The 20554-nt window shown below is 59.9% G+C and carries 16 protein-coding genes and 3 pseudogenes; 9 read left to right on the top strand and 10 right to left on the bottom strand.

Annotated features, from left to right (window positions below; translation table 11 throughout):
- Positions 1 to 81 precede the first annotated feature (81 nt).
- Positions 82 to 1194, top strand: coding sequence for an alpha/beta fold hydrolase (locus tag HDG39_RS24475; RefSeq protein ID WP_184009313.1), 1113 nt, complete (start codon positions 82 to 84; stop codon positions 1192 to 1194).
- Positions 1195 to 1540: 346 nt separating this feature from the next.
- On the opposite strand, the gene HDG39_RS24470 is transcribed toward HDG39_RS24475, so the two are convergent.
- Positions 1541 to 2095: a TetR/AcrR family transcriptional regulator gene (locus HDG39_RS24470; protein ID WP_184009474.1), complete on the bottom strand. Its 555-nt coding sequence runs from the start codon at positions 2093 to 2095 to the stop codon at positions 1541 to 1543.
- Positions 2096 to 2194: 99 nt separating this feature from the next.
- Here HDG39_RS24470 and HDG39_RS24465 point away from each other — a divergent pair, with 99 nt between their 5' ends.
- From HDG39_RS24465 to HDG39_RS24445, 5 genes and pseudogenes are all read left to right on the top strand, one after another.
- The gene (locus tag HDG39_RS24465; protein ID WP_260328235.1) at positions 2195 to 2845 is read left to right on the top strand and encodes an NADPH-dependent F420 reductase; all 651 of its coding nucleotides are present in this window, start codon (positions 2195 to 2197) and stop codon (positions 2843 to 2845) included.
- Between the two features lie 52 nt (positions 2846 to 2897).
- On the top strand, positions 2898 to 3839 hold the full coding sequence (locus tag HDG39_RS24460) for an SDR family oxidoreductase (protein ID WP_184009309.1): 942 nt from the start codon (positions 2898 to 2900) through the stop codon (positions 3837 to 3839).
- 83 nt (positions 3840 to 3922) lie between these two features.
- Positions 3923 to 4543 carry an NADPH-dependent F420 reductase gene (locus HDG39_RS24455; protein WP_184009307.1) on the top strand — a complete coding sequence of 207 codons (621 nt, stop codon included), beginning with the start codon at positions 3923 to 3925 and terminating at the stop codon, positions 4541 to 4543.
- 89 nt (positions 4544 to 4632) lie between these two features.
- Positions 4633 to 5033: pseudogene (locus HDG39_RS24450) on the top strand (nuclear transport factor 2 family protein).
- A gap of 73 nt (positions 5034 to 5106) precedes the next feature.
- Positions 5107 to 5310 (top strand): annotated as a pseudogene (locus tag HDG39_RS24445) (LysR family transcriptional regulator); the annotation flags it as partial.
- Between the two features lie 462 nt (positions 5311 to 5772).
- Here the strand turns inward: HDG39_RS24445 and HDG39_RS24440 are convergent.
- On the bottom strand, positions 5773 to 6552 hold the full coding sequence (locus HDG39_RS24440; RefSeq protein ID WP_184009305.1) for an SDR family NAD(P)-dependent oxidoreductase: 780 nt from the start codon (positions 6550 to 6552) through the stop codon (positions 5773 to 5775).
- A 142-nt stretch (positions 6553 to 6694) separates the two neighbouring features.
- On the opposite strand from HDG39_RS24440, the gene HDG39_RS24435 reads away from it, so the two are divergent.
- Together HDG39_RS24435 and HDG39_RS24430 are read left to right on the top strand one after the other, a co-directional pair.
- Positions 6695 to 7591 carry an AraC family transcriptional regulator gene (locus HDG39_RS24435; protein ID WP_184009303.1) on the top strand — a complete coding sequence of 299 codons (897 nt, stop codon included), beginning with the start codon at positions 6695 to 6697 and terminating at the stop codon, positions 7589 to 7591.
- A 406-nt stretch (positions 7592 to 7997) separates the two neighbouring features.
- Positions 7998 to 8276 (top strand): annotated as a pseudogene (locus tag HDG39_RS24430) (alpha/beta fold hydrolase); the annotation flags it as partial.
- A gap of 310 nt (positions 8277 to 8586) precedes the next feature.
- Here the strand turns inward: HDG39_RS24430 and HDG39_RS24425 are convergent.
- From HDG39_RS24425 to HDG39_RS24415, 3 genes are all read right to left on the bottom strand, one after another.
- Positions 8587 to 9954: a tetratricopeptide repeat protein gene (locus HDG39_RS24425; RefSeq protein WP_184009302.1), complete on the bottom strand. Its 1368-nt coding sequence runs from the start codon at positions 9952 to 9954 to the stop codon at positions 8587 to 8589.
- A 10-nt stretch (positions 9955 to 9964) separates the two neighbouring features.
- Complete coding sequence (locus tag HDG39_RS24420; protein ID WP_184009300.1) at positions 9965 to 10318, bottom strand: TIGR00366 family protein; 354 nt, start codon at positions 10316 to 10318, stop codon at positions 9965 to 9967.
- 778 nt (positions 10319 to 11096) lie between these two features.
- The gene (locus HDG39_RS24415; protein WP_184009298.1) at positions 11097 to 12563 is read right to left on the bottom strand and encodes a hypothetical protein; all 1467 of its coding nucleotides are present in this window, start codon (positions 12561 to 12563) and stop codon (positions 11097 to 11099) included.
- An 844-nt stretch (positions 12564 to 13407) separates the two neighbouring features.
- Between HDG39_RS24415 and HDG39_RS24410 the strand changes: the two genes are divergently transcribed.
- The gene (locus HDG39_RS24410) at positions 13408 to 14025 is read left to right on the top strand and encodes a DUF4142 domain-containing protein (RefSeq protein WP_260328234.1); all 618 of its coding nucleotides are present in this window, start codon (positions 13408 to 13410) and stop codon (positions 14023 to 14025) included.
- Positions 14026 to 14707: 682 nt separating this feature from the next.
- Here the strand turns inward: HDG39_RS24410 and HDG39_RS24405 are convergent.
- The 5 genes from HDG39_RS24405 to HDG39_RS24385 all read right to left on the bottom strand — a co-directional run bounded on the left by HDG39_RS24405 (position 14708) and on the right by HDG39_RS24385 (position 20352).
- Positions 14708 to 15496: a hypothetical protein gene (locus HDG39_RS24405; protein WP_184009296.1), complete on the bottom strand. Its 789-nt coding sequence runs from the start codon at positions 15494 to 15496 to the stop codon at positions 14708 to 14710.
- An 82-nt stretch (positions 15497 to 15578) separates the two neighbouring features.
- Positions 15579 to 16616: a hypothetical protein gene (locus HDG39_RS24400; RefSeq protein WP_184009294.1), complete on the bottom strand. Its 1038-nt coding sequence runs from the start codon at positions 16614 to 16616 to the stop codon at positions 15579 to 15581.
- A gap of 530 nt (positions 16617 to 17146) precedes the next feature.
- Positions 17147 to 17881 (bottom strand): hypothetical protein, encoded by a 735-nt coding sequence (locus tag HDG39_RS24395; protein ID WP_260328233.1) that lies wholly within the window; start codon positions 17879 to 17881, stop codon positions 17147 to 17149.
- Between the two features lie 524 nt (positions 17882 to 18405).
- Entirely contained in the window at positions 18406 to 19152 is a 747-nt protein-coding gene (locus HDG39_RS24390) for an SDR family NAD(P)-dependent oxidoreductase (RefSeq protein ID WP_184009292.1), read from the bottom strand.
- 267 nt (positions 19153 to 19419) lie between these two features.
- Positions 19420 to 20352 (bottom strand): DMT family transporter, encoded by a 933-nt coding sequence (locus HDG39_RS24385; protein WP_184009290.1) that lies wholly within the window; start codon positions 20350 to 20352, stop codon positions 19420 to 19422.
- Positions 20353 to 20554: the final 202 nt, after the last annotated feature.

Genomic DNA, 20554 nt, shown 5'->3' with positions numbered 1-20554 from the left:
CGGCGGAGTTCGGCGGCGCATCGTAGAATCGTGCGCTCCCTGCCTCGTGCATCCCTATTGCGTTTTTTGCAGAGCATCCCGATGAATCTTCACCGCCCATTCCTGCTTGCCCTGTCGAGTGTCTGCGCCTGTGCGATGCTGTGCGCGGCGTCCGTCGCGGTGGCCGCCACGCCGGCGGGCGCGCCGGTCAGCGAGGCGAGCCCGACCGCCGCGAGCGCCGCGGCCGCGTCTTCGCTCGACGATTCCGGCCCGGCCTACGGTCCCGAGCTGCAGGGCTTCAGCTACCCGGCTCCGGTCGAACGCTTCGAATTCACCTCGCAGGGCGTGCCTTTGCAGATGGCCTACATGGACGTGAAGCCCGCGCATGCGAACGGCCGCACCGTGGTGTTGCTGCACGGCAAGAATTTCTGTTCGGCGACGTGGGACGCGACGATTCGCCGGCTGAGCGATGCCGGCTATCGCGTGATCGCACCGGACCAGATCGGCTTTTGCAAATCGAGCAAGCCCGAGCATTACCAGTACAGCTTCCAGCAACTCGCGCGCAATACGCATGCGCTGCTCGATTCGCTCGGCGTCAGCGAGGTGACGGTGGTCGGCCATTCGACGGGCGGCATGCTCGCCGTCCGCTATGCGCTGATGTATCCGCGCGAAACGCAGCAACTGGTGCTCGTGAACCCGATCGGACTCGAGGACTGGAAGGCGAAGGGCGTGCCGTCGCTGTCGGTCGACCAGTGGTATCAGCGGGAGCTGAAGACGACCGCGGACGGCATCCGCCGCTACGAGCAGGCGACCTATTACGCGGGGCAATGGCGCGCGGACTACGAACCGTGGGTGCAGATGCTCGCGGGCATGTATCGTGGGCCGGGCAAGCAGATCGTCGCGTGGAATTCCGCGCTGCTCTACGACATGATTTACACGCAACCGGTCGTCTATGAGCTGGGGCAGCTCGGCATGCCGACGCTGCTGCTGATCGGCCAGAAGGACACGACGGCGATCGGCAAGGACGCTGCCCCGCCCGAGGTGCGTGCGAAGATTGGCCATTACCCCGAATTGGGCCGCGCGGCCGCGAAGGCGATTCCCCATGCGACGCTGGTCGAGTTCGCGGGGCTCGGTCACGCGCCGCAGATGCAGGACCCGCAGGCGTTTCATAAGGCGCTGTTGGAGGGGCTGACAGCGGCGCCGGAAAACCGTTGATCGATTACGTGGGTTTCTGTCCCGCAGTCATAGTCCTGCGTCGCTCTGCGTTAAGCGAAGCTGCCTGGGGCTATTTTGCGGTCCATCGCGGCGTTTCGGAGAGGGCCGGATGTGGACAGGCGGTAGTCGGCCACTTTATGCCCTTTGCATGAAGTACGCACCCGATACCATCGTCGCACTCGGCCGTCAGACGCTAGCCGGCCATCAGTTGCCATTCAGCATGCGTGCAGCCTAGACGCTCACACAGTTGCCCCTCCAACCCTCGCTGCAACCGCTGACGGCTACGCTGCGCTCATGCCTTGGTACATGCCGGCAGCTCAAACGTCCTGAGCCTGGGAGGCGTCATTCACTGATCGCTTACTGTCAGGATTGCGCTCGCGATGATCTGAAAGAGATGATCGGCTCGTGGCGCAAATGAGGGTAGGTCGATGAGCCAGCCGAGCGCCGCCATCAGACCGAACAGGTCGTCCCCATTCATATCGGTGCGCGCCGTACCTTCGGCCTGAGCACGGAGCAGCAGGCGCGCACTCGCCGAGTGCACCGCTGCGCATGACGCATAAAGAGCAGAGTCCGGGTTCGTGTGGGCGGTCGCCATCAGGGCGACAACGCCCCTGTGGCCTTGGGCGAATGCCTTCCATTCGCGAAACCAGGACACGAGCGCTTCGTCAGGTGAATTCGACGTTTCAAGTTCGTCTGCCTTCTGCGTAAGTGCGTCCAGATTCGTGCATAGCAACGCTTCAAACAGAGCTTCCCGTGTCGGAAAGTGACGAAGCAGCGTAGCCAACCCGACGTTGGCTCGGCGAGCGATATCGCGCATCGAGGCATCGGCACCATCTTCGATCAGAACCTCACGCGCGATCGTGAGGATGTGGCTGTAATTTTTTTTTGCGTCGGCTCGCATGGGCGTTGACAAGTGGATCATTGATCCATATATTTGGATCAATGATCCACATGGTACAGCAAACCGTACGATTTGGAGAGTACCGGCGTTACCCAACCCATGAAAAGACTGCACATGAGCAACATCAGCATTATCGGAGCCGGCGGCATGGCCGCAGCAATTGGTGGCCTTGCTATCAAGGCTGGGCACATCGTTGAGGTGATGAGTCGCGATGCCGCGAAGGTGCAGATGCTGGCCGAGCAGCTCGGAACTGGCGCGGCGACTGGGAGGTTCGGCAACGCGCCGGCCGGCGACATTGTCATCCTGGCGGTTTCCTACACTGCCGTTCTCGACGTGGTGAAGCAGTACGGCGAAAAGCTGGCGCGCAAGCTCCTCGTCGATATCACCAATCCGATCAAATCCGACTTCACGGGCTTCTTGACGCCTGATGACAGTTTCGGCTCGCAGGAGATCGCCATGGCCACCCCTGCCAATGCGGACATCGTCAAGGCGTTCAACACGCAGTCCTCCCACGTCTTGGCTTCCGGTCCAGTCGAGGGTCACACATTGGACGTGTTCATTGCCGGGGGCGACGTGCAGGCGAAGGCGCGCGTCTCGACGTTCATCGAGAGCCTCGGACTACGTCCGATGGATACCGGGCCGCTGACTATGGCACGGACGCTGGTGCATGCCTGCATGTTGTGGCTGAGCCTCATGACTCACTCCATCAAGCACGCCAACTTCTCACCAGGCGTCAGCCTTCTCGGCTGAGAGTGCCCGTAGCACTACTTCTCGCATCACATCAACTTAAAGGAACTGCAACATGCACATTTTCGTCACTGGCGGGACCGGCCATTCCGGTCCGTACATCATCTCCGAATTGATCGCCGCCGGACACGAGGTCACTTGCCTCGTCCGGTCGGACACGGCCGCCGCGGCGGTGTCCGCGCTCGGCGCGAAGGTACGTCGCGGCAGCCTGGAGGATCTCGATGGGCTCAAGGAGGCGGCTGCGGACTCCGACGGCGTCATCCACGTCGCGCACAGGCAAGACCTGCTTCCATCCGGCGGACTCGCCGCCGTGGCTGCCGCGGAGGTGCAGATCATGCTTGCCTACGGCGAGGCACTGGCAGGGACCGGAAAGCCGCTGGTCGTGTCGGGCAGCATTGGCTCGCCCGGGTGGGAGGGCTTAGGCCGGCCAGCCACCGAGGAGGACCCGCCCCTTCCCGGCGGCGATGCGTACAAGGGCACCCTGCGGGTTCGCAACATCGTGGAGACGACCGCAATCGGCCTCGCTGAGAAGGGTGTGCGATCGTCGATCGTGCGGATTCCTCCCATCATGCACAGCACGACCGACAAAGCCGGCTTCCTCCCGCTGCTGATCGGGATCGCGAAGGAGAAGGGCGTCATCGGCTATCCCGGAGACGGCACGAACTTGTGGCCGGCCGTGCACGCCCGCGATCTTGCCTCCTTGTTTCGCCTGGCACTGGAGAAGGGTCCGGCTGGCAAGAACTGGCACGCGATTGCCGACGAGGGTATTCCGTTCCGCAAAATCGCCGAGGCCATTGGCAGCCGTCTGAACCTGCCTGCCGTGCCGATTCCCGCGGACGTACTGATGCTGCCGGGATATTTTGGGTTCCTCGCGAATTTGGTCACGCTGGACCTCCCAGCGTCCAACGCCATCACCCGCCAGACCCTCGGCTGGGAGCCCACCCAGCCCAGCCTGCTCGCCGATTTGGACAACGGCCGTTACTTCCCTGCCGGCTGAGTTGAGCTGAGGCAGTGAGCCGGGCTGCAACGGGCCTTGTGGAGAGACTACGGGCAATACCCCAACTTACAAGGAAACAGCACATGAGCACTATCAGCATCATCGGAGCAGGAAGCATGGCCGCGGCGATCGGCGGCCGTATCGCCAAGGCTGGACATACCGTCGAGGTGGTCAGCCGCGACCCCGCCAAAGCGCAGGTGCTGGCCGACCAACTCGCAGCCGGGGTGACCACAGGGACGTACGGCTCTGCACCGTCGGGCGACCTCGTCATCCTTGCCGTGCCGTACGCCAATGCGGCGGCGGTGGTGGCCGATTACGGGGACGCGCTCAATGGCAAGGTAATCATCGACATCACTAACCCGGCCGCTCCCGACCTGTCAGGCCTCCTCACCCCCCACGGCAGTTCTGCTGCGCAGGAGATCGCCAAGGACCTCCCCGCCGGCGCGCATGTCGTGAAGGCGTTCAACACCATCTTCGGCCACATCCTTGCCAAGGGTGGACGCCTCGATGCGTTCATCGCGGCCGACGATGCAGAGGCGAAGGCGCGCGTCTCAACTTTCCTCGAAAGTCTCGGGCTGCGTCCGTTCGATGTCGGCGGCCTGCGGATGGCCCAGACGCTAGAGGCTCTCGGCCTGATGATGATCAGCCTTGCCAAACACGGCGCCGGTACCTGGAACTTCGCGATGAAAGTCGATATCGGCTGAATCGCCGACACCAGGTCCTGACCGGCGCGGATACGACGCACGCGCTCAGTTCGAGCGTGACCCGACCCGTGCGAAATGGAGAAATTCCTATGAGTACCGAGAAGAACGTCCTGGCCGTGAAGAACTTTTTCGCCGCGATTGGCCGAGGCGACAGGGAGGGTCTGCTGGCGCTGGTCGCCGAAGACATCGAGTGGATCATTCCGGGTGAGGACTGGCCGCTGGCCGGCGCGTATTGCGGACACACCGGATTGGCAGCCTTGCTTCAAGGGCTTCCAGTGAAATGGAAACCTCATTCCCAGACCCCCCCGAGTTCGTAGCCGAGGGAGACGGGGTGCTGGTTGTTGGCTTCGCCACTGGGAAAGTCAAAGCCACGAACAGAACCTTCGAGGACCATTTCGTCTACGTCATCACTATTTGTAACGGTAAATTGAAGAACATCCGGGAGTACATCGACACGCAAGCACTGGCGCGGGCCTCCGAGATGGCGTGAGCTCTGGGCCCTGGCCCATGAATACCGGCGGCTCCCGCCCCGGAGCGAGACAGACTCAGAAGGAGCGATACGATTGGAGCTTCGACATCTTCGCTGCTTTATCGCGGTTGCTGAGGAACTTCATTTTGCGCGAGTAGCGGAGCGCCTGCACATTGAACAGTCGCCGCTGTCTCGCGCGATCAGGGAGTTGGAAGAAGACCTTGGCGTCCAGCTCTTTGCGTGTTCTACGCATAGCACTCGCTTAACTCGTGCAGGCACGCTATTCCTCGAGCATGTGCGTTCGTTCGACGTGAACGTGACGGCTTCATGCCTCCGTTCGCGATTTGACGAGCGGCCGTTGCGGCCTCCAAAACTGCCTTGCAGATCGCGTAGATCAACTGCCCGCTTGGGGTCGGGGTTATGCTTTTTGCATCGAACGCAAGGCCCAGACGATCATCGCGTTCGGCCGTGGGCGCTGGTCGGCCATGAACGGCCCCTCGTCCGATACGTCGTCGAGACATTCCAATGGCTGCATCGCCTGGAAAACCGCCTTTAATGTCGCGCGGTGGCTTGCAGTGGGTTGGCTTCAGTCTAACGGATGACGCGCGGCCCCTGACTCATGCGGCGGTTCACTCAATCGTGGCCGCCCGTTACAGGTCGCGAACGAGCCGCCGCCACGGCACGTCGCAACAATCTCGGGGTGAACTGTCAGAACCGCCGCTGCACTGAAGCGGCGCATCGACGCCTTTGCAAACGGACGTCATATCTGGATTCCGCCCGCTACTTCGATCCGCTGTGCGTTGACCCATCCGAACTCGTCCGAGAGAAGTGCCGCGACCACCGGCCCCACATCGGTCGGCAACCCTACGCGGCCAAGCGCTGTGTGGTCCGCGACGGCTTTGTTGACCTGTGGATTGTCACGCACGATGCCGCCGCTAAAGTCGGTCGCTATCGCGCCCGGCGCGACGACGTTCACGGTGATCCGGCGCGGCCCGAGTTCGAGCGCCATGTAACGCGTCAGTGCTTCGACGGCCGCTTTCATCGGGCCGTAGATGGCCCGCCCTGGAAACGCGAAGCGGGCGAGGCCCGACGAGATATTGACGATGCGTCCCCCGTCGCTGATCAACGGCAGAAGCTTTTGGGTAAGCAGGAACGGCGCCTTGAAATGGACCGCGAACTGTGCGTCGAGCTCGGCTTCAGTGCCCGCTTCCAGGGTTGACGCGGAAGACGTGCCAGCATTGTTCACGAGATAGTCGAAGCGCTTCGCACCCAAGCTATCGAGTGCTTCTCGCACTCGCGTGACGAAAGCGTCGAACGTGGCGGCTTTATCTGCGCTGAACTGCAGCGCAATCGCCTTCGCACCCGCCTCGGTCACGAGTGCTCGGACGTCATCGGCTTCGGCCTGATTGGCGTTGTACGTGAAGATCGAGTTGACGCCGCGGGCGGCAAGCCGCAGTACCGTATCGCGGCCGATGCCTCGGCTACCGCCGGTAACGATCGCAATGTTCGAACCGGCGCGTTGAGCGTTCGCTGTTGTCATCTGACACCTCCTGTTGGCTGGGATACGTTTGATTGTCCGCTCCCGTTCTTGCCGTGAGAATGTCCGAACCTGCCGAGTTATTGCCTGATCCTGCTCGGTTATCCTATGATGTACCAACCTCATTCTTATCATACCGTTCAGCATGCCCAGCAGACTTGCCGCCGCCGTGCTTCGCTACACCGACAGATGTCCGGGCACGAGCCCGTACGCGACACCGCTCGAAGGCGTGTTCATTCTTCGCTCAGATCAGCCGAAACCGCCGACGCTGCGCTCCGCGAGTCCCGCCTTGTGCATCGTCGCTCAAGGCGCGAAGTGGGCGAGTTTTGGCGGCGCACGGTTGGAATATCGGGCGGGGCAGGCGCTGGTCGTCGGCGTCCAAACGCCGTCCCGGGGGCAAGTGTTCGAGGCCAGCCCGGACAAACCTTGCCTGGTTCTGCTTTTGCAGCTGGATCTGTCGATGATCCGTGCGGTCGCCAATGACATGCCGACTGCCCCAGTGCCGTCGGGCGATGCAAGCTGCGGCGTGTTCGTCGCCAATTTCGACGGGCCTTTGATGGATTGTGCACTGCGCATCGTGCATCTGCTCGATACGCCCGATGCCGCCGCCGTCCTCCAGCCCATGATCATGCGTGAGATCGGCTACTGGCTCCTTGCGGGAACAAACGGCCCCAAAGTTGCGAAGCTCGCGTCGATCCAGAGCCCTTCGCACAAGCTCGCGCGCGCGGTAGACAACATGAGGGCGAATTATGCGCAACCCATGAGAGTGGAAGACCTTGCCAGAATCGCGCAGCTCAGCGAGTCGGCGTTTCATCGGCAGTTCAAAGCGCTCACCGGCTTGCCGCCGTTGCAATACCAGAAGCAATTGCGCTTGCTGGAAGCTCGCAGACTGCTGCTGTCGCAGTCCATGAGCGTGCAGGCCGCCGCATTCGAAGTCGGCTACGAAAGTCCGTCGCAGTTCAGCCGCGAATATGCGCGGATGTTCGGCGCTCCGCCAAAAAGGCAGTTGGCACATTTGAAGACGATTGGCGAGGCCGCATAGGCCGCGCGTCCAGCGGACCGCCTTAAATTGCCGCGCAACGTCGCGGCCGCAGGACAGGGTCCGCCCGAAATTCGCCGACTGCTGATGACGCTGGGAAGGGCACGACCAACCGACCGTTGCTATTGCTTAAGAGACATTCGGCCTATCACGTGTCGAATGGCCGAGTGGGTCGATCAGCGACGCTCGGGACGCACGCCCTGAGCGCTTGGCGTACGAAAAAATCCCTTTATTGACGGCACCCCTGATGGCACATGGCGTGATCCTCCGAGATTCGGCCCGCTGGATTAGCATGAACGATTCCTGCGCGGATTTAGCGGTGCAACGAAGGCACGTGTGAATACCGCAAACGCAAGACTGGCAAGCCTTTCGGCGCTTTTCGTGGATTGTTTATAGTCGACACGCCAGCACGCAGCCTGTTTATGATGAATTGAGCCAGTTGCGGATGCCGACGCTGCTGCTGATCGGGCAGAAGGACACCACCGCGATCGGCAAGGACGCTGCGCCGCCGGAAGTGCGTGCGAAGCTCGGCCATTATCCGGAACTCGGCCGCGCGGCCGCGAAAGCGAATCCGCATGCAACCCTCGTCGAATTCGCGGGGTTGGGGTACGCGCCGCAGATGCAGGATCCGCAAGCGTTTCATCAGGCGCTGCTGGATGGGATGGCGGCGGTGCCGGCGAATCGGTGAGCGTTCAAAAGGCTTTCTGTCCCGCCACCGTACTCCTACGTCGTTCACCGCCAGGCGAAAGTATCGGCCAACTTGAGACCGCTCGATAATCTCTTGTGTCCCGCGTCGTGCAACTTGCATATTGAAGGGCGGCCGGTTGATCCGGCATTGGAACAGACGCCAATCTTCGTTGCACCGACTCGTATGCTTTGACGGGATAGTAGGCCGAACTGCCCGTCAGTTTGCCGCTCTATGCGCAACTCGCAGCATTGTAGTTCGGCGAGCAGGCCCGACGGGGCTGCCACGGTGGCCAAGGTGGTGCGGTGCCCGATCATGTCGACCCTGTCTGACGACGTAAATCACGCAGGCCTGCATGAGAGAGGGATCGGCGAATCATCATCTGCTCGAAAGCGTCCACGATGCGTTGTACGTGACCGTTCTTGTGTTTCAGCGGACCGTCGTCGCGTTCGTAATGCACCAGCATCGTTGCATTGGCTTCGAAGACGAACACGCGGCCGTCCGGCAAGATCGTGAAGTCGATGCCGGCGTAATCGAGCGCGAGCCGTTCGCCGATGTTCGCGATGGCACGTAAAGCGCGGTCGCCGATCGCGCCACGCGGATCGGCGAGAAACCGGCGCTCTTCATCGAGCTTCCACGCCTGCGCCTCCATATCCGCCGAGAAGTAGTGGACCATCCAGTGTGGCGAGATCGCGAGGTGATACGCGAACGGCTCGCCGTCGATAAAGATCATCCGGTACTTGCGATAAAACCCATCCGCGTCGCGTGTATTGTGGAACGCGCTCAGGTAATGCGCGCCGTCCATTACGCGTAAATGAGCGTTAAGTGTGTCGGGGTCGTCGCAGCGCACGAGGCCATCGCCGCCATGCGAGGCGACCGGCCGCAACAACAGTGGAAACGTCAGCCCGTTATCCGCGACGCGGCGCGCGAGCGGTTCTTCGGCGCCAGTCGGTGCGATGCCGAGCACGCAATGCGCGCTTACCACGTCGGTCAGGCCACGCAGCAATTCGGGCAGCCAATGCCGCCGCGTGCGCGCCACTACGGCCGAGCGGTTGAGCACGGGCCGCGATGAGCGCGACTCGAACCGAGCGAGGCGCTGGGCAATCGGCTCCGCGATGTCCGGATCGCCGAGCGCGTTGAACACGATGTCGAATGGCGGAAGATTAGCGTCTTCTTCGTCGAGGGCGTGATCGATTGCGTATTTAATGCGGCAATTGACCGTACCGGGCAGCAACGCTGCGAACGGCACGTTGCCGGTGCCGCTGCCGCTACAAAGAACCAACACGCGGCGCGTCTCGCCGCCCGTCTGTTCGATGAACACGCGCTGAGACTTGTACGCGCGCTCGCGGCATGCCGCGGCCTCGTGTTCGTCGTCCTGTTCGGCGTGGATCGCCGCCAGGTTCAACCAGGCGACGGCGGTATCGGGATCGATATCGAGCACGAGACGATACCAATGCGCAGCGGCCTCGTAGTCGCCTTTCATGAAATAGCCGGTGGCGACGTCACACAGATTGCGCGTTTGTGCGACGGACGGTTGCGCGGCGAAAGCGTCGAGCGTTCGAGCGGCGATCAGATTTGCGAGCGCGGCGAGTTCGTCGCCCGCCGTGCGACAGACCTCGGCCTGCCTACGGTAGAACTCTGGATTGAGCTCGCCCGGCGCGCGGGGTTCTTCGATGGACATGGGATCTCCGTCAGCTCAACACGGGCGCGGCCGGTGTCTGGATGTGCGCGGCGAGGGCGCGTTGCCGACGCTGCACGGTCAGCACATCGGCGATGGCGTAGCCGGTCGCGAGGATCAGAATCATCTGCAACGCGAGGCCGGGGATGTTGAACGTGCCGCCGTGCAAGGCAGTGGGCATCGTCGGCAGCGATGCACACGGCGCGAAGAATGTGGCCAGAAGGTAGACCACCAGCGACAAGCCGATTGAAAGCACGAACGGGTTAGGCATGACCTGTTCGAACACATAAACCAGCGATGCTACGAACCTACGGCTCGGCACGGCGTTCTCCGTGGTGGCCGACGAATTGCTGTTTCTGTTTTCCATGGCGTGTCTCCTGCAATTGCATGTCGTTATGCAGCTTACGCTGGTGTGGACCATCGGCGCTGCATCGCGGGCACGCCACCGATCCCGAGCATTACAGGTAGGTTGCGTAACCACCACAACGCCGTGCGCGACGCAGCCAACAGAACGTTGGAAATTTTAATAGTCGAAGCGCTCATGCGCACCTAAACAATCAATGCAGATCGTTACTCATGCTTCAGGGACGCTACTGGAGTCTCTACCTGGAATGGCTGTTTTTGGGCGAGCTGCAGGGCGGTTTGGGGTCGGCGACTTGCGACGATTATCCGCTGCGGGCCGGCAAGCGGTTCTCAATTCATCTATCGGACCGGGTTCGCGACCAACAACGGACCTTCGCCCACGCTTGTACACGGACGTTCGAGCGTCGGCTTCGCCCCGGGCAACGGACGTTAGCGTGCCAATTGCGTCGGTTGTGTCGTCGGCCGAAGCCGACATTGGGGGCCGAGCGGTGCGACATTATGGAGTGTCCGCTATCAAGATACGGAATGCGCTCGACTGTTCAGCGTGAAGCCTGCGGAGAAACTCAATCTTTGCCTTCCGGTGCTGCCAGCCCACGAAGGTTCCACAGGGGAACAATGACTGTCTTGTCTTCGCTATTTTCCGTTGAATGATGAGCATCAACGGAACGCGACAATAATAGGGCCGCCTTTTGGGCAGCCCTATTCTCTACCTGGAGAGCGCACGATACGGTTTGAACGCCTCTTGCAACTCAGCAGACAGCCCGTCAGGTCGACGAGTTGCTTCAACGGTCGTCGCTATCGCGACCCGCAGACGCCGGCCGAGGCGGGCTGACGGTCATGGCGGCACCAGTCAGTACCCAGGCCCGCTGGCTGGGTGCGAACCGCGGTGCCAGCAAACCGTCATTGATTTCGCGCGTCACGGCAAAGCGACGGAACGAAGTCACCGGTAAGAACAGGCGGGAATTGTCCGGGAACCCATCGCTGGCAGTATCCACGTCTCCCTCGCGTGCCGATATGACGCCGTCGCCATTGGTATCGACCCGTCTGACTTCGGCCACATAGGCGTCGTACAAGCGCTGCGGGAATGGCGTGCCCGGCTCGAACGATGCCACTCGTACATAGGTGTCCAGGTAAATTTCGTGGGCCAGCCCGCTCGGGATGAAGCGCTGACGGTATTCCCGCTGGTTATCGACGTCCGCGTCGAATCGGTCGGGGTCGCGCGGACCCGCACCACCCAGCGGAGCCGCATTGTTCGGATCGTCACCATAGTCGATCGGACTGTTCTTCACGCCTGCCGGTCCAGAGCCCGGAATCAGTGACGAGAGCGCGCCAAGTTTGCCCGCCTCAAAGGTACCGGGGATACCGCCGGTAAAGGGCAACTCGTAGGGTGGATGGATCCAGTTGGTCGTGTAATTGAATTCCCAGTAGCCGTGACAATCAGACTGCTGCATGCAGTTAATCGCCCCCATGCTTAGCTGGATCGGCACGATATTGGTCTGGCGGTCGGGGAAGTGATCAGAAGCGTCGGGGAAATGCGGTGCCCTGCCATCCATTGTGAATAGCCGGCCTGGCGCGTTGTTGTGTGTGCCCATCGCATGCAAGGCGGCCGCGTCCGCGGTTGTCATCGTGCCGAACTCGGCGTGCCCGTCGGGTCGGGGCGGTGCGATATCCGGCACGTGTAAATCGTGGATCATCCAGCCCTCGTACCAGCCGCTTTCGTTGTTAATCACAAACAGATATGAGAGGTCGGTAAATACATCGATGAAGGCGCGAACGTTGTTCGGATCAGTGGGCAGCCCAGGCTTCGGCTCGACCACAACGCGCACGGCACCGATGGTTGGCAAGCCGCAGTCGGCGCCACTTGCCGTCAGCATCGCCTTGTCGTTGATGCCGGGGAATCGTGCCGTGAACGGATTGGGTTCGAATCCTACTGTGGACAGCAGGTAATACTGGAACAACTGGCTCGGTTTGTCGGCCTCGGCATAGGCCTGAATCGGCAAATAGGTATGGGGCCGCTCGGCTATCCTTTGGAGGAGATCCTGCAGCGGATCCGGCAGGTGCGCGATGTCGCCGCGCTGACGCACCAGCGCGCCGTCAGCGGCACCGTTCGGATTCGGATGGCAAGGTGGTGGCGGCTGTTCCGCGCATGCCTGGCCTGCGGCCAACGCGCTGATGAAGGCGGCAGCGGACAGACTGGCAGCTCGAGAAGCCAGTGGTCTGAAGCTGCGGGGCTTGAATAGCGATTTCATGACTGCTCCTGAGGTTGACCCGCTTCGACGGACAGATCTGCAGTTAGGTATTGATGTGTGGCTTGACCTCCTTTGAAAGTTGAGTCGCGGGTTGTCCATGGCCGGGCAGCGGGTCGCCTGTCTCGACCATGACGCTGCCTCGCGGTGGGCAACCCGCGAGGCGATGTGACTGGGTGAAATCGGCAAATCGGATGCCGCGAGAGAAGTGTCGAGTAAACGGGTTGGAGGAAGAGATATTCCGGGCGCAGCTAAAGAACGCAGCGGCAGTCATGCCTGGCGGATCCATTGCGCGCGTACTAGCCGCAACATCCGGCTGTATTCGCGCACTACCTTAAGGCAGGCTGAAGAAGTCGCCGTTCGTCGTTGCCGCAGCAGCAAAGTTGCGTCAGGTTGCAGGCGTAACGGCATCGCCGTCGTTTGATCGCGCCACGCCGCCCTCGAAAGGCCGATGGCGTCCAATAGCGCATTTGCGCGCGCGGTGAAATCCGGACTTGCTTGTCCCGCGACTCATTTTCGTCGCACCGCCAGAGCGGACGCTCGACATGGGTTGTTACGGTCGTGCAACCAACGACCGCGATGGCCGTTCATGTCGCTCAGCGCGGGATGTCGGATGATCGCCGTTCCAGAGTAAGCTGCCGTTGAGGTGACGGAGCTTCGAACGACGACAGTGGGTCGTGTGCTGCCGATCGCAGCCTCGCGAGGTTGACGTTGTGTATGCAAATTGCATGGGTCGGCACACGGCCATCAAGAGGCGTTCGTCCTTCCTACAGCCGGGACGTTCCAACGTCGGCTCCGCCGTTGAGACAGGCCACTCGACCGCGCGTCTCGGGCGCAAAATGGGACCTTGGAAAGCAACGGCTACAACGGTACTGCAACCGGTCTATGCCGTACCGCAGCAGACGTGCCCGTTCAATGGTTCGAACCGGAGGCGAAGATGATCCCGAGCCGCAAAGCCGCCGCGCTGGTGTTACTCGCTGCATTGTCGCTGCGCATGTATGACGTACACGCGCAACACTCTGACCAGCAAATCGCCGCCATCCTCATGGTCGCGAATCGAGCCGAAATCGAGGCGGGCAACCTCGCGCTAAGCCGAAGCCAGAGAAGAAGTATCCAGAATTTCGCTGGACAAATGATCGCAGAACACAGGGACTTGTATCAGTCAGCCGTCGAATTGACGCAGAGGCTGATGCTCTACCCCGAAAATAGTAGGATGAGCGAGGCGTTTCGGAACGAAGGGGATGACAACCTCGCCAGGTTGAATGCGGCCGATGGGTATGCGTTCGACGGAGACTACCTCTATCAAGAGATCGCATATCACCAGCAATTGGTTCATGCAGTGGACAACACGCTGCTTCCCGCCGCGAAGAACGCGGAACTGAAGGCGCTGCTCGTCAGAGCGCGCGTGATTTTCATCTTGCATCTCGACCATGCGATTCGACTGCAATCGGCACGGGTCTGGTAATCCCCAGGGATTCGGGTGAACCAGCCTCGCTTGCGGGTGCACCTTCGTTGATGCCGACAATGCCGGCTTCGAGCTGATGTGCGACGCGCTCGATACTGCGCACGTCCCGATGCATTTCAGGTGGCGTCCGCTGATTAAGTAGCGCCCGTAGGCACACTTTTTGCGCCACCGACACCAACGAATTTCACTGCGGAGCAAGTCATGCCGGCCCGGGTGAAGGCATTCGTCGACTTTGCGACGGAATACATGGCAACGGTGCTCAAGCCTCACAGCACGCAGTGACGAAGCGCCCCTGGCTGTGGCGACGTGCAGATTCCGTCGGTGAGCGACCGAGGCGGCCGATGCGCGCCCCTGGGCGAATGGCCGTCGTAGCTAAGGAAGCGCCGCTAGAATCCTCGCGACCAAACGGCCGGGTTGGGTCGGCACATGCCTTCTGCATGAAATCCGCTGCCGAGGCGATCGCCGCTCTTGGCCGTGGGGCATCAGGCGGCCACAAGGCGACGTTCATTTGTGGCATAGAGCCGACATGCCCGTGCCGGCTTGACAGCAAGTTACCCGCCGTTCGGGCGGCGATGATGCATCGAACGCAATGAACCGTTGTGGTCGGCCGAAGAGCCTCTCGCTGTTACTGACATCTAAGCGTCACCACTTACCTCGCATTCAAACCTTAACCGTGAATAAGTTAAAAACGATATTTTACCTTTATACCAATCGCTTTACGTACATGCTCAGGTTGCACCACCGTCCCGACTGGAGAACCGCCTTTACTCAGTATCGCATCGTCACTGCGACCGATACGCATCCATTCGAAATCACTCTCGACACTGACGTGGGGAACTGCTTTTGGCCGTACTTCGAGTGCGAACCGTGCACCGATTGCAGATCTAGTCGAGAAATTTACCTGGTCAAATAACTGATTATCGAAGTTCACTTCGAGATGCTCGGGGGATGACGCGACGAGCAAGCCGGTCAGATAGATATCTGACCATGATGCCTGCAAAACACGTGCTTGCGCTCCCGCCAGAAATCGCCAGGAGTTGTATTCTTCCTTCAGTCCTAATGTGGCGCCTTGTCCCAGAATATCTCGCTTCCAATAATCCCATTCGGTGCCCGCAAGGAGTAACACTGCGTCGGAGATGTATCGCCCCACCTCGGTCGTCATGCGAAACTGTCTGGTTCTCGTGTTTGTTGAAAACGCCATTCCGCTCTGCATCTGGCCGTCGTAGGTAAGATTGCCTCCATAAATTTCACCGCTCAAGCTGACAAGCCAGTCGCCTCTTTGGTAATTAGCCTTGAATTCAAGGCCGGGAAGGAAGCCGTGCTCTTTTACTAGCTGCTTTCCGTTGATGTCAACTTCATTCGTGGTTGCGTACCGTATTCCCCCGGCACCGTAAAATTCCCACTGCGCATAGGCCGATCTACCGGAAACTAATCCAGTGATCAAAACGATAAATAAGACAACTTGCCTCATGGGATGCAATGAATTTGTGTTTATCCGAGCGAAGAAATAAAAAATGGGCGCTTAAACGCGCCCATTAATAATGAACCGTTGCTTAAATCCGGTTCATCAAATCCGCCCAGGTGGTATTGATCGTTTGATCGATGACCCCATCGCCATTGCTATCGATATCGATCCTGACATTGGTGCTGTCAATTGCGGTAAGCGTGGCGCTGCTCCTATCTGCTGCAGTTACCGTCATTGATCCAGTCGACGGACTCGCCGCGCCAATGGCTTGGAACGGTGCGTTGGTCTTCACGCTGAAATTGACGCTACCAAGCTTGGGCGAACTGCCAGTCAACGTAAAGTTTGCGCTTGACATGTTACTGCTGCCATTGATTGAACCGTTAAAACTATAGGCCGTCAGCTTACGGCTAATGACGGTTCCGTCGCTCTCAGTCAGATTCATCTGGAGTGACGATCCGCTGACAGCAGCAGTGGCAACTTGGGAACCAGATTGTTGGTAGCTTAGAGACATATCACCGTTGGCACCGATAGTGACGCCGCCGCTTTGCAGTGTCATATTGGCGTAATTAAGGGTGAGCGTAGCACCCCACGACGTGCTCGAACCAATCGTACCGGAAAGGTTGCTAAATCCATAAGTGATCTGGCCGTTCATTACCTCGCCATTTTCCGAACAATTATTGGCGGTAATCGACATACTATCGCCGTTGCTGACTGTCCCCGGATTCGCTTCGCTGACAGATACCGAAATTGTCCCTCCACTTGCACATGCACCTGTGCTCGAGGCCGTTACACCGGTTACGAGGTTATTGACCGGCTGTACAGCAACGCCTTTATAAAGCTGCGCAAGCGACGCCGTAATGAGGCCAGCTGTTGGGGTCTCTACGGACACGCCTGTTGCCAGCGATGCTCCGGTATTACTTTGAGTGCCTAAGTCCTGTACCCCGGAATACGCATATGCCACGGTATCCGGAGCGTTAGTGGAGGTAATAACACCTACAGGAGCGGAACTTGAATTTGAATTTGCCGCCGAAGTACCGCTGTCTCCGCCACCTCCGCCGCCACACGCAGCCAATAAGCAAGCACTGATCAAACCAGCAACGACGCTTTTCGTAAAGCCGACTGACATAGTTTTATCCTTTTATTCATAAATTATTATGGTGCTGCGGCCACCAACTGACCCCCAGGGTGACTTCTTGCGATTCTATCAGTCGGTTTGACAAATTGTAACGTTTTGTAAGTGCCTTCATCAATCCGAGAAGAATGCCGCGTACCGTTATCTCGCATCGCAACCAGGCGGTGCGCGACAAATAGGTTAGTGGTATGAAAACGCAAAAGTACTCGGTTTTCGGGTGTCGCTTTACCCTTCCCAAATTTCTGCCAAGCCGATACGGCGCGATCTGAACGGTCGGTTTTTCAGAACGCCGCGTTCAGCACGCGTTTTGGCCGCGTCCATACGCCCGCTTTCACGCGAACAGCAGGCGATCAGGTCGATATAGCTTGAAGGAACCGTTACGCCGAGAATCCGCAATGTGTCGATGAATCGCCAACGCTCGCAGCAACATACCCTCACCCAATTTCGACGACTACGCGCGGCCGGGTCGACACGCAAGGACCTCATTCCGGAACTGCTGAGAACGGCTGCGGCTATCAACCCGCTTACTGCGGCTGCGTCAAATCCTGCCCAATTGCTGCGACGACCGCCTGTTCGCAATCCTTGAGGCCTGCCACCGACTGATCGAACTGGTCGGTCAACGTGCCGAAGCTGCCATAACGATATTTGGCGTCCGCTTCGATATGAATCGAATTGGCCTTGATGTCCCAGCCGCAAGCGAATGTCTTAAAGTACATGTCCTGCTTGGACTTCGAATCGAGCAGGCGCGCACGGATGACGACCCACGGAATGAAGTCGCCTGTATCCGGTGGGGATGCATAGCCAAACGAAGTAATCCACACGCTCAGGATGGCATCCGCGTCGGTCTTGACATCTGAGAAGTCGTCTGACTTGCCATCGCTTGAGAGCTTCACGTTCTGGCCGTGCAACGCAACGATCTGATAGCCGGAACTGGAAAGTCGCGCTGTAAGGCCATCGTCAACAACGGGAGCGAAAACGATCTTTTCGCTCGCCACACGTTGCGTGTACGTACTCGTATGATTGGCGTTGACCCCGGCTTGCACCAATCCACCAATCAATCCAAATGCTCCGGCAGCGCCACCGAAGTTGACCACGCTCTCCCCGCGCGGTTCCTTTACGTCCATCATGGCGATCGTATGGAGCTTTTGTCGATTGCTGGCGGCAAGGTCGGTTTTCGGAAGCGAAGCACAGCCCGTGAGCAGTGTTGTGACAACAAAACCCGCGGCGAGCACGGACTTTGAAAGTGCTTTGGTCTTCATGATTCTTTATCTGTGGATGGAGAGCGTCGACGCGCAACAGCCCAGCGCCTTTGAATAATGGCCATCCCTGGCAATCAGGGACCAGCAAGCCATTTATCGGCACCACTGGTATGAACTTTAGAATTGCAACCGAGCCAAGCCCGCTTTTTGATCCACGAAAACCTCGAGCACTATTGCGCGCGTCCGTAGTCGACAAGCGGCAGTTTTACGAGGCACGGCGTCGAATTCATCCGTACGATGCAACTTATACGAACGGCTGCATTTGCCGACTTCGGAGGCACGTGCCGACGCATGCAGAGCGTCCGGATGGGGTCGTAGAACAAACCTAAACGCATGCTGCCGGTCGACGTCAGGCTGAGACCGGCCAACATGCGTCGTTAGATGGGGCGTGTACGCCGTTGCTCGCGCGACCATTCTCGCCGCCGAAGCGGCCCACGATCCGGCGATAACAAAGGACGTCGGTGCACTGAGCGGGCGCAACGCTCGCGCAGCGGATCTTGCCCGCGCGCGATGCGGCCAAGGATCTATATGAAGCTTGCGCCTCCGTTGACGGGGATCGTTTGGCCCGTGATGAATGCGTTGCCGACGACCATCAGCACGACCTCCGCGACCTCGCTTGCTTCGCCCAAGCGTCCGACGGGCAGCCTTTCTGCGACATTGGATGCCTTAAGCGGTCCAGCCATTTCGGTGTCGATCGGTCCCGGTGCAACGGCGTTGACGGTGATCCCTTCGCGAGCGAGCCGTGCAGCATAGCCGCGCGTCAAGCCTTCGAGGCCGGCTTTCGATGCGTTGTAGTGAACGCCCACCAAGCCGGGGCCTCGGGCGGCGGCCGACGAGACGTTGACAATGCGGCCCCAGCGCCTCGCGCGCATGCCGGGCAGCACTGCCTGCGTGCAGAGAAACGCCGATTTCAGATTGACGGCGAGCGTTCGATCGAACTCCGCTTCCGCGAGATCGTCGACATCGACGATCGTCGCGGTGCCCGCGTTGTTCACGAGCACGTCGATCGGGCCGAGGCGGTTTTCCACCTCGGCGATCATCGCTTCGACGTCGTCCCCGACCGATACGTCGGCGCATACCGCGATCGCGCGGCCTCCGGCGCGTTCGATTTCCGCGACGACGTCGGCCGCGTCGTTCTCGCGTTGCCGATAGTTGACGGCGACTGCTGCGCCGGCTGAGGCAAGCGCGATCGAAATGGCGCGTCCAATTCCGCGCGAGCCGCCGGTCACCAAGGCGACACGATCGTTTAAGTTGAGCGAATGAGCTGGCATCGTGGAACTCCTCAGTTGCGGGGGGGCAGAACCGGTTGTGGCCTCGTCTACGAGGCGTGGTGTCGCTGAGCGAGGCGTTGCCGGAAAGCCTCCTAGTTTGCCCCCTTCAAAGCGTCTTCGCCGGAAAGTTGCCCTGCTGCTTTCATCGATCTTTCGGCCGTCCTGGCTTCAAAGCCGCCGTTGCAGCTAGACTGGGCCGAAGGGCGGCTCAGGGGCTTGAGGACAGGCTTGTAGTCGGCCAGGAGCTGCTTGCGACCTAAAGACAGGCTAACCGTCGACCGACGTTGCGGGATGCATTTCGAACGCCGCGTTGGCGTCCCTTTTAAATGGAACCGCCGCCAGCACCGATGCAAGTACCATCAGACCTCCGCCAAACCATGCCCAGCCAGAAAGATGCTCACCGAGCCATACGTATGCGAATAGCGCACCGAACGCAGGCTCGCTTCCCATCAGCAAAGCGACGCGCGTTGGGTTGCTGCGCTTGACGGCGAAGTTCTGTGCGAAGAAAGCGAACAACGTACAGGCGAGCACGAGGTAAGCGATGCTCGCCCAGAAGTCACCGTGCCCACTGAGCGACGGCAGCGCATCCCAATGTTGTGACGGCAACACGAACGCCGCCAGGACACTGCCCAATGCAACGACGCCTGCCTGGACCGCCGTCAACGACAGCGGAGCAAGTTCCGATTCGCGCATCACACGCTTGGTCACGCACACCATCAGCGCACGCAGTAACGCCGCAAGAAGAATCAGCGCGTCGCCCGCGGTCGGAATGATCACGCCTGCGCTCACGAACGCGGCGCCCGTCAGCGACAGCCCCACGGCGATCCATTCGCCACTCGACGGCTTTCGTCGTAGCAACACCCATTCGACCAGCGGCGTAAGCGCGACACACAGACTAATAAGGAACGCCGCATTCGACGCGCGTGTGTGGGCTATCCCGAAAGTCTCGGCCAAAAAGATGCTGAGCAGGATTGCACTGGAGCCGAGCGCACCCAGCAAGGCGGACGCTTTGACGTATCGGAGCGAGCGCAACGCCGGCGACAACACGAGGAACGTCAGCCCGAAGCGCAACGCCAGCAGACCGAGCACGGGATAGATCGTGAGCGCGCCTTTCACGACCCCATAACTCGTGCCCCACACCATCGCGACCGCAAGCAGCATCAGGTCGGATATCCATAACGGGCTCTTTTGCTTCGACATGACGGACCTTCTGTTTTCATTCGAACGGCCCAAATTGTCGGGTATTGCATTGACAAATATAATCCGGGTCAGCGGAACATCTTTTATGTTTGACATGCACAAATCACTAGGGTCTGTTTACATTTGACGAAATGTGTTTACATCTTGTTTTTTGCAATTGCAAGACGGGATGATTCGCACGTTACTAAGCGACAAGGTATGG

It is taken from the genome of Paraburkholderia lebeckiae (assembly GCF_014201005.1).
Lineage (GTDB): Bacteria > Pseudomonadota > Gammaproteobacteria > Burkholderiales > Burkholderiaceae > Paraburkholderia > Paraburkholderia tuberum.
This window is presented reverse-complemented; position numbering and strand designations above follow the sequence as displayed.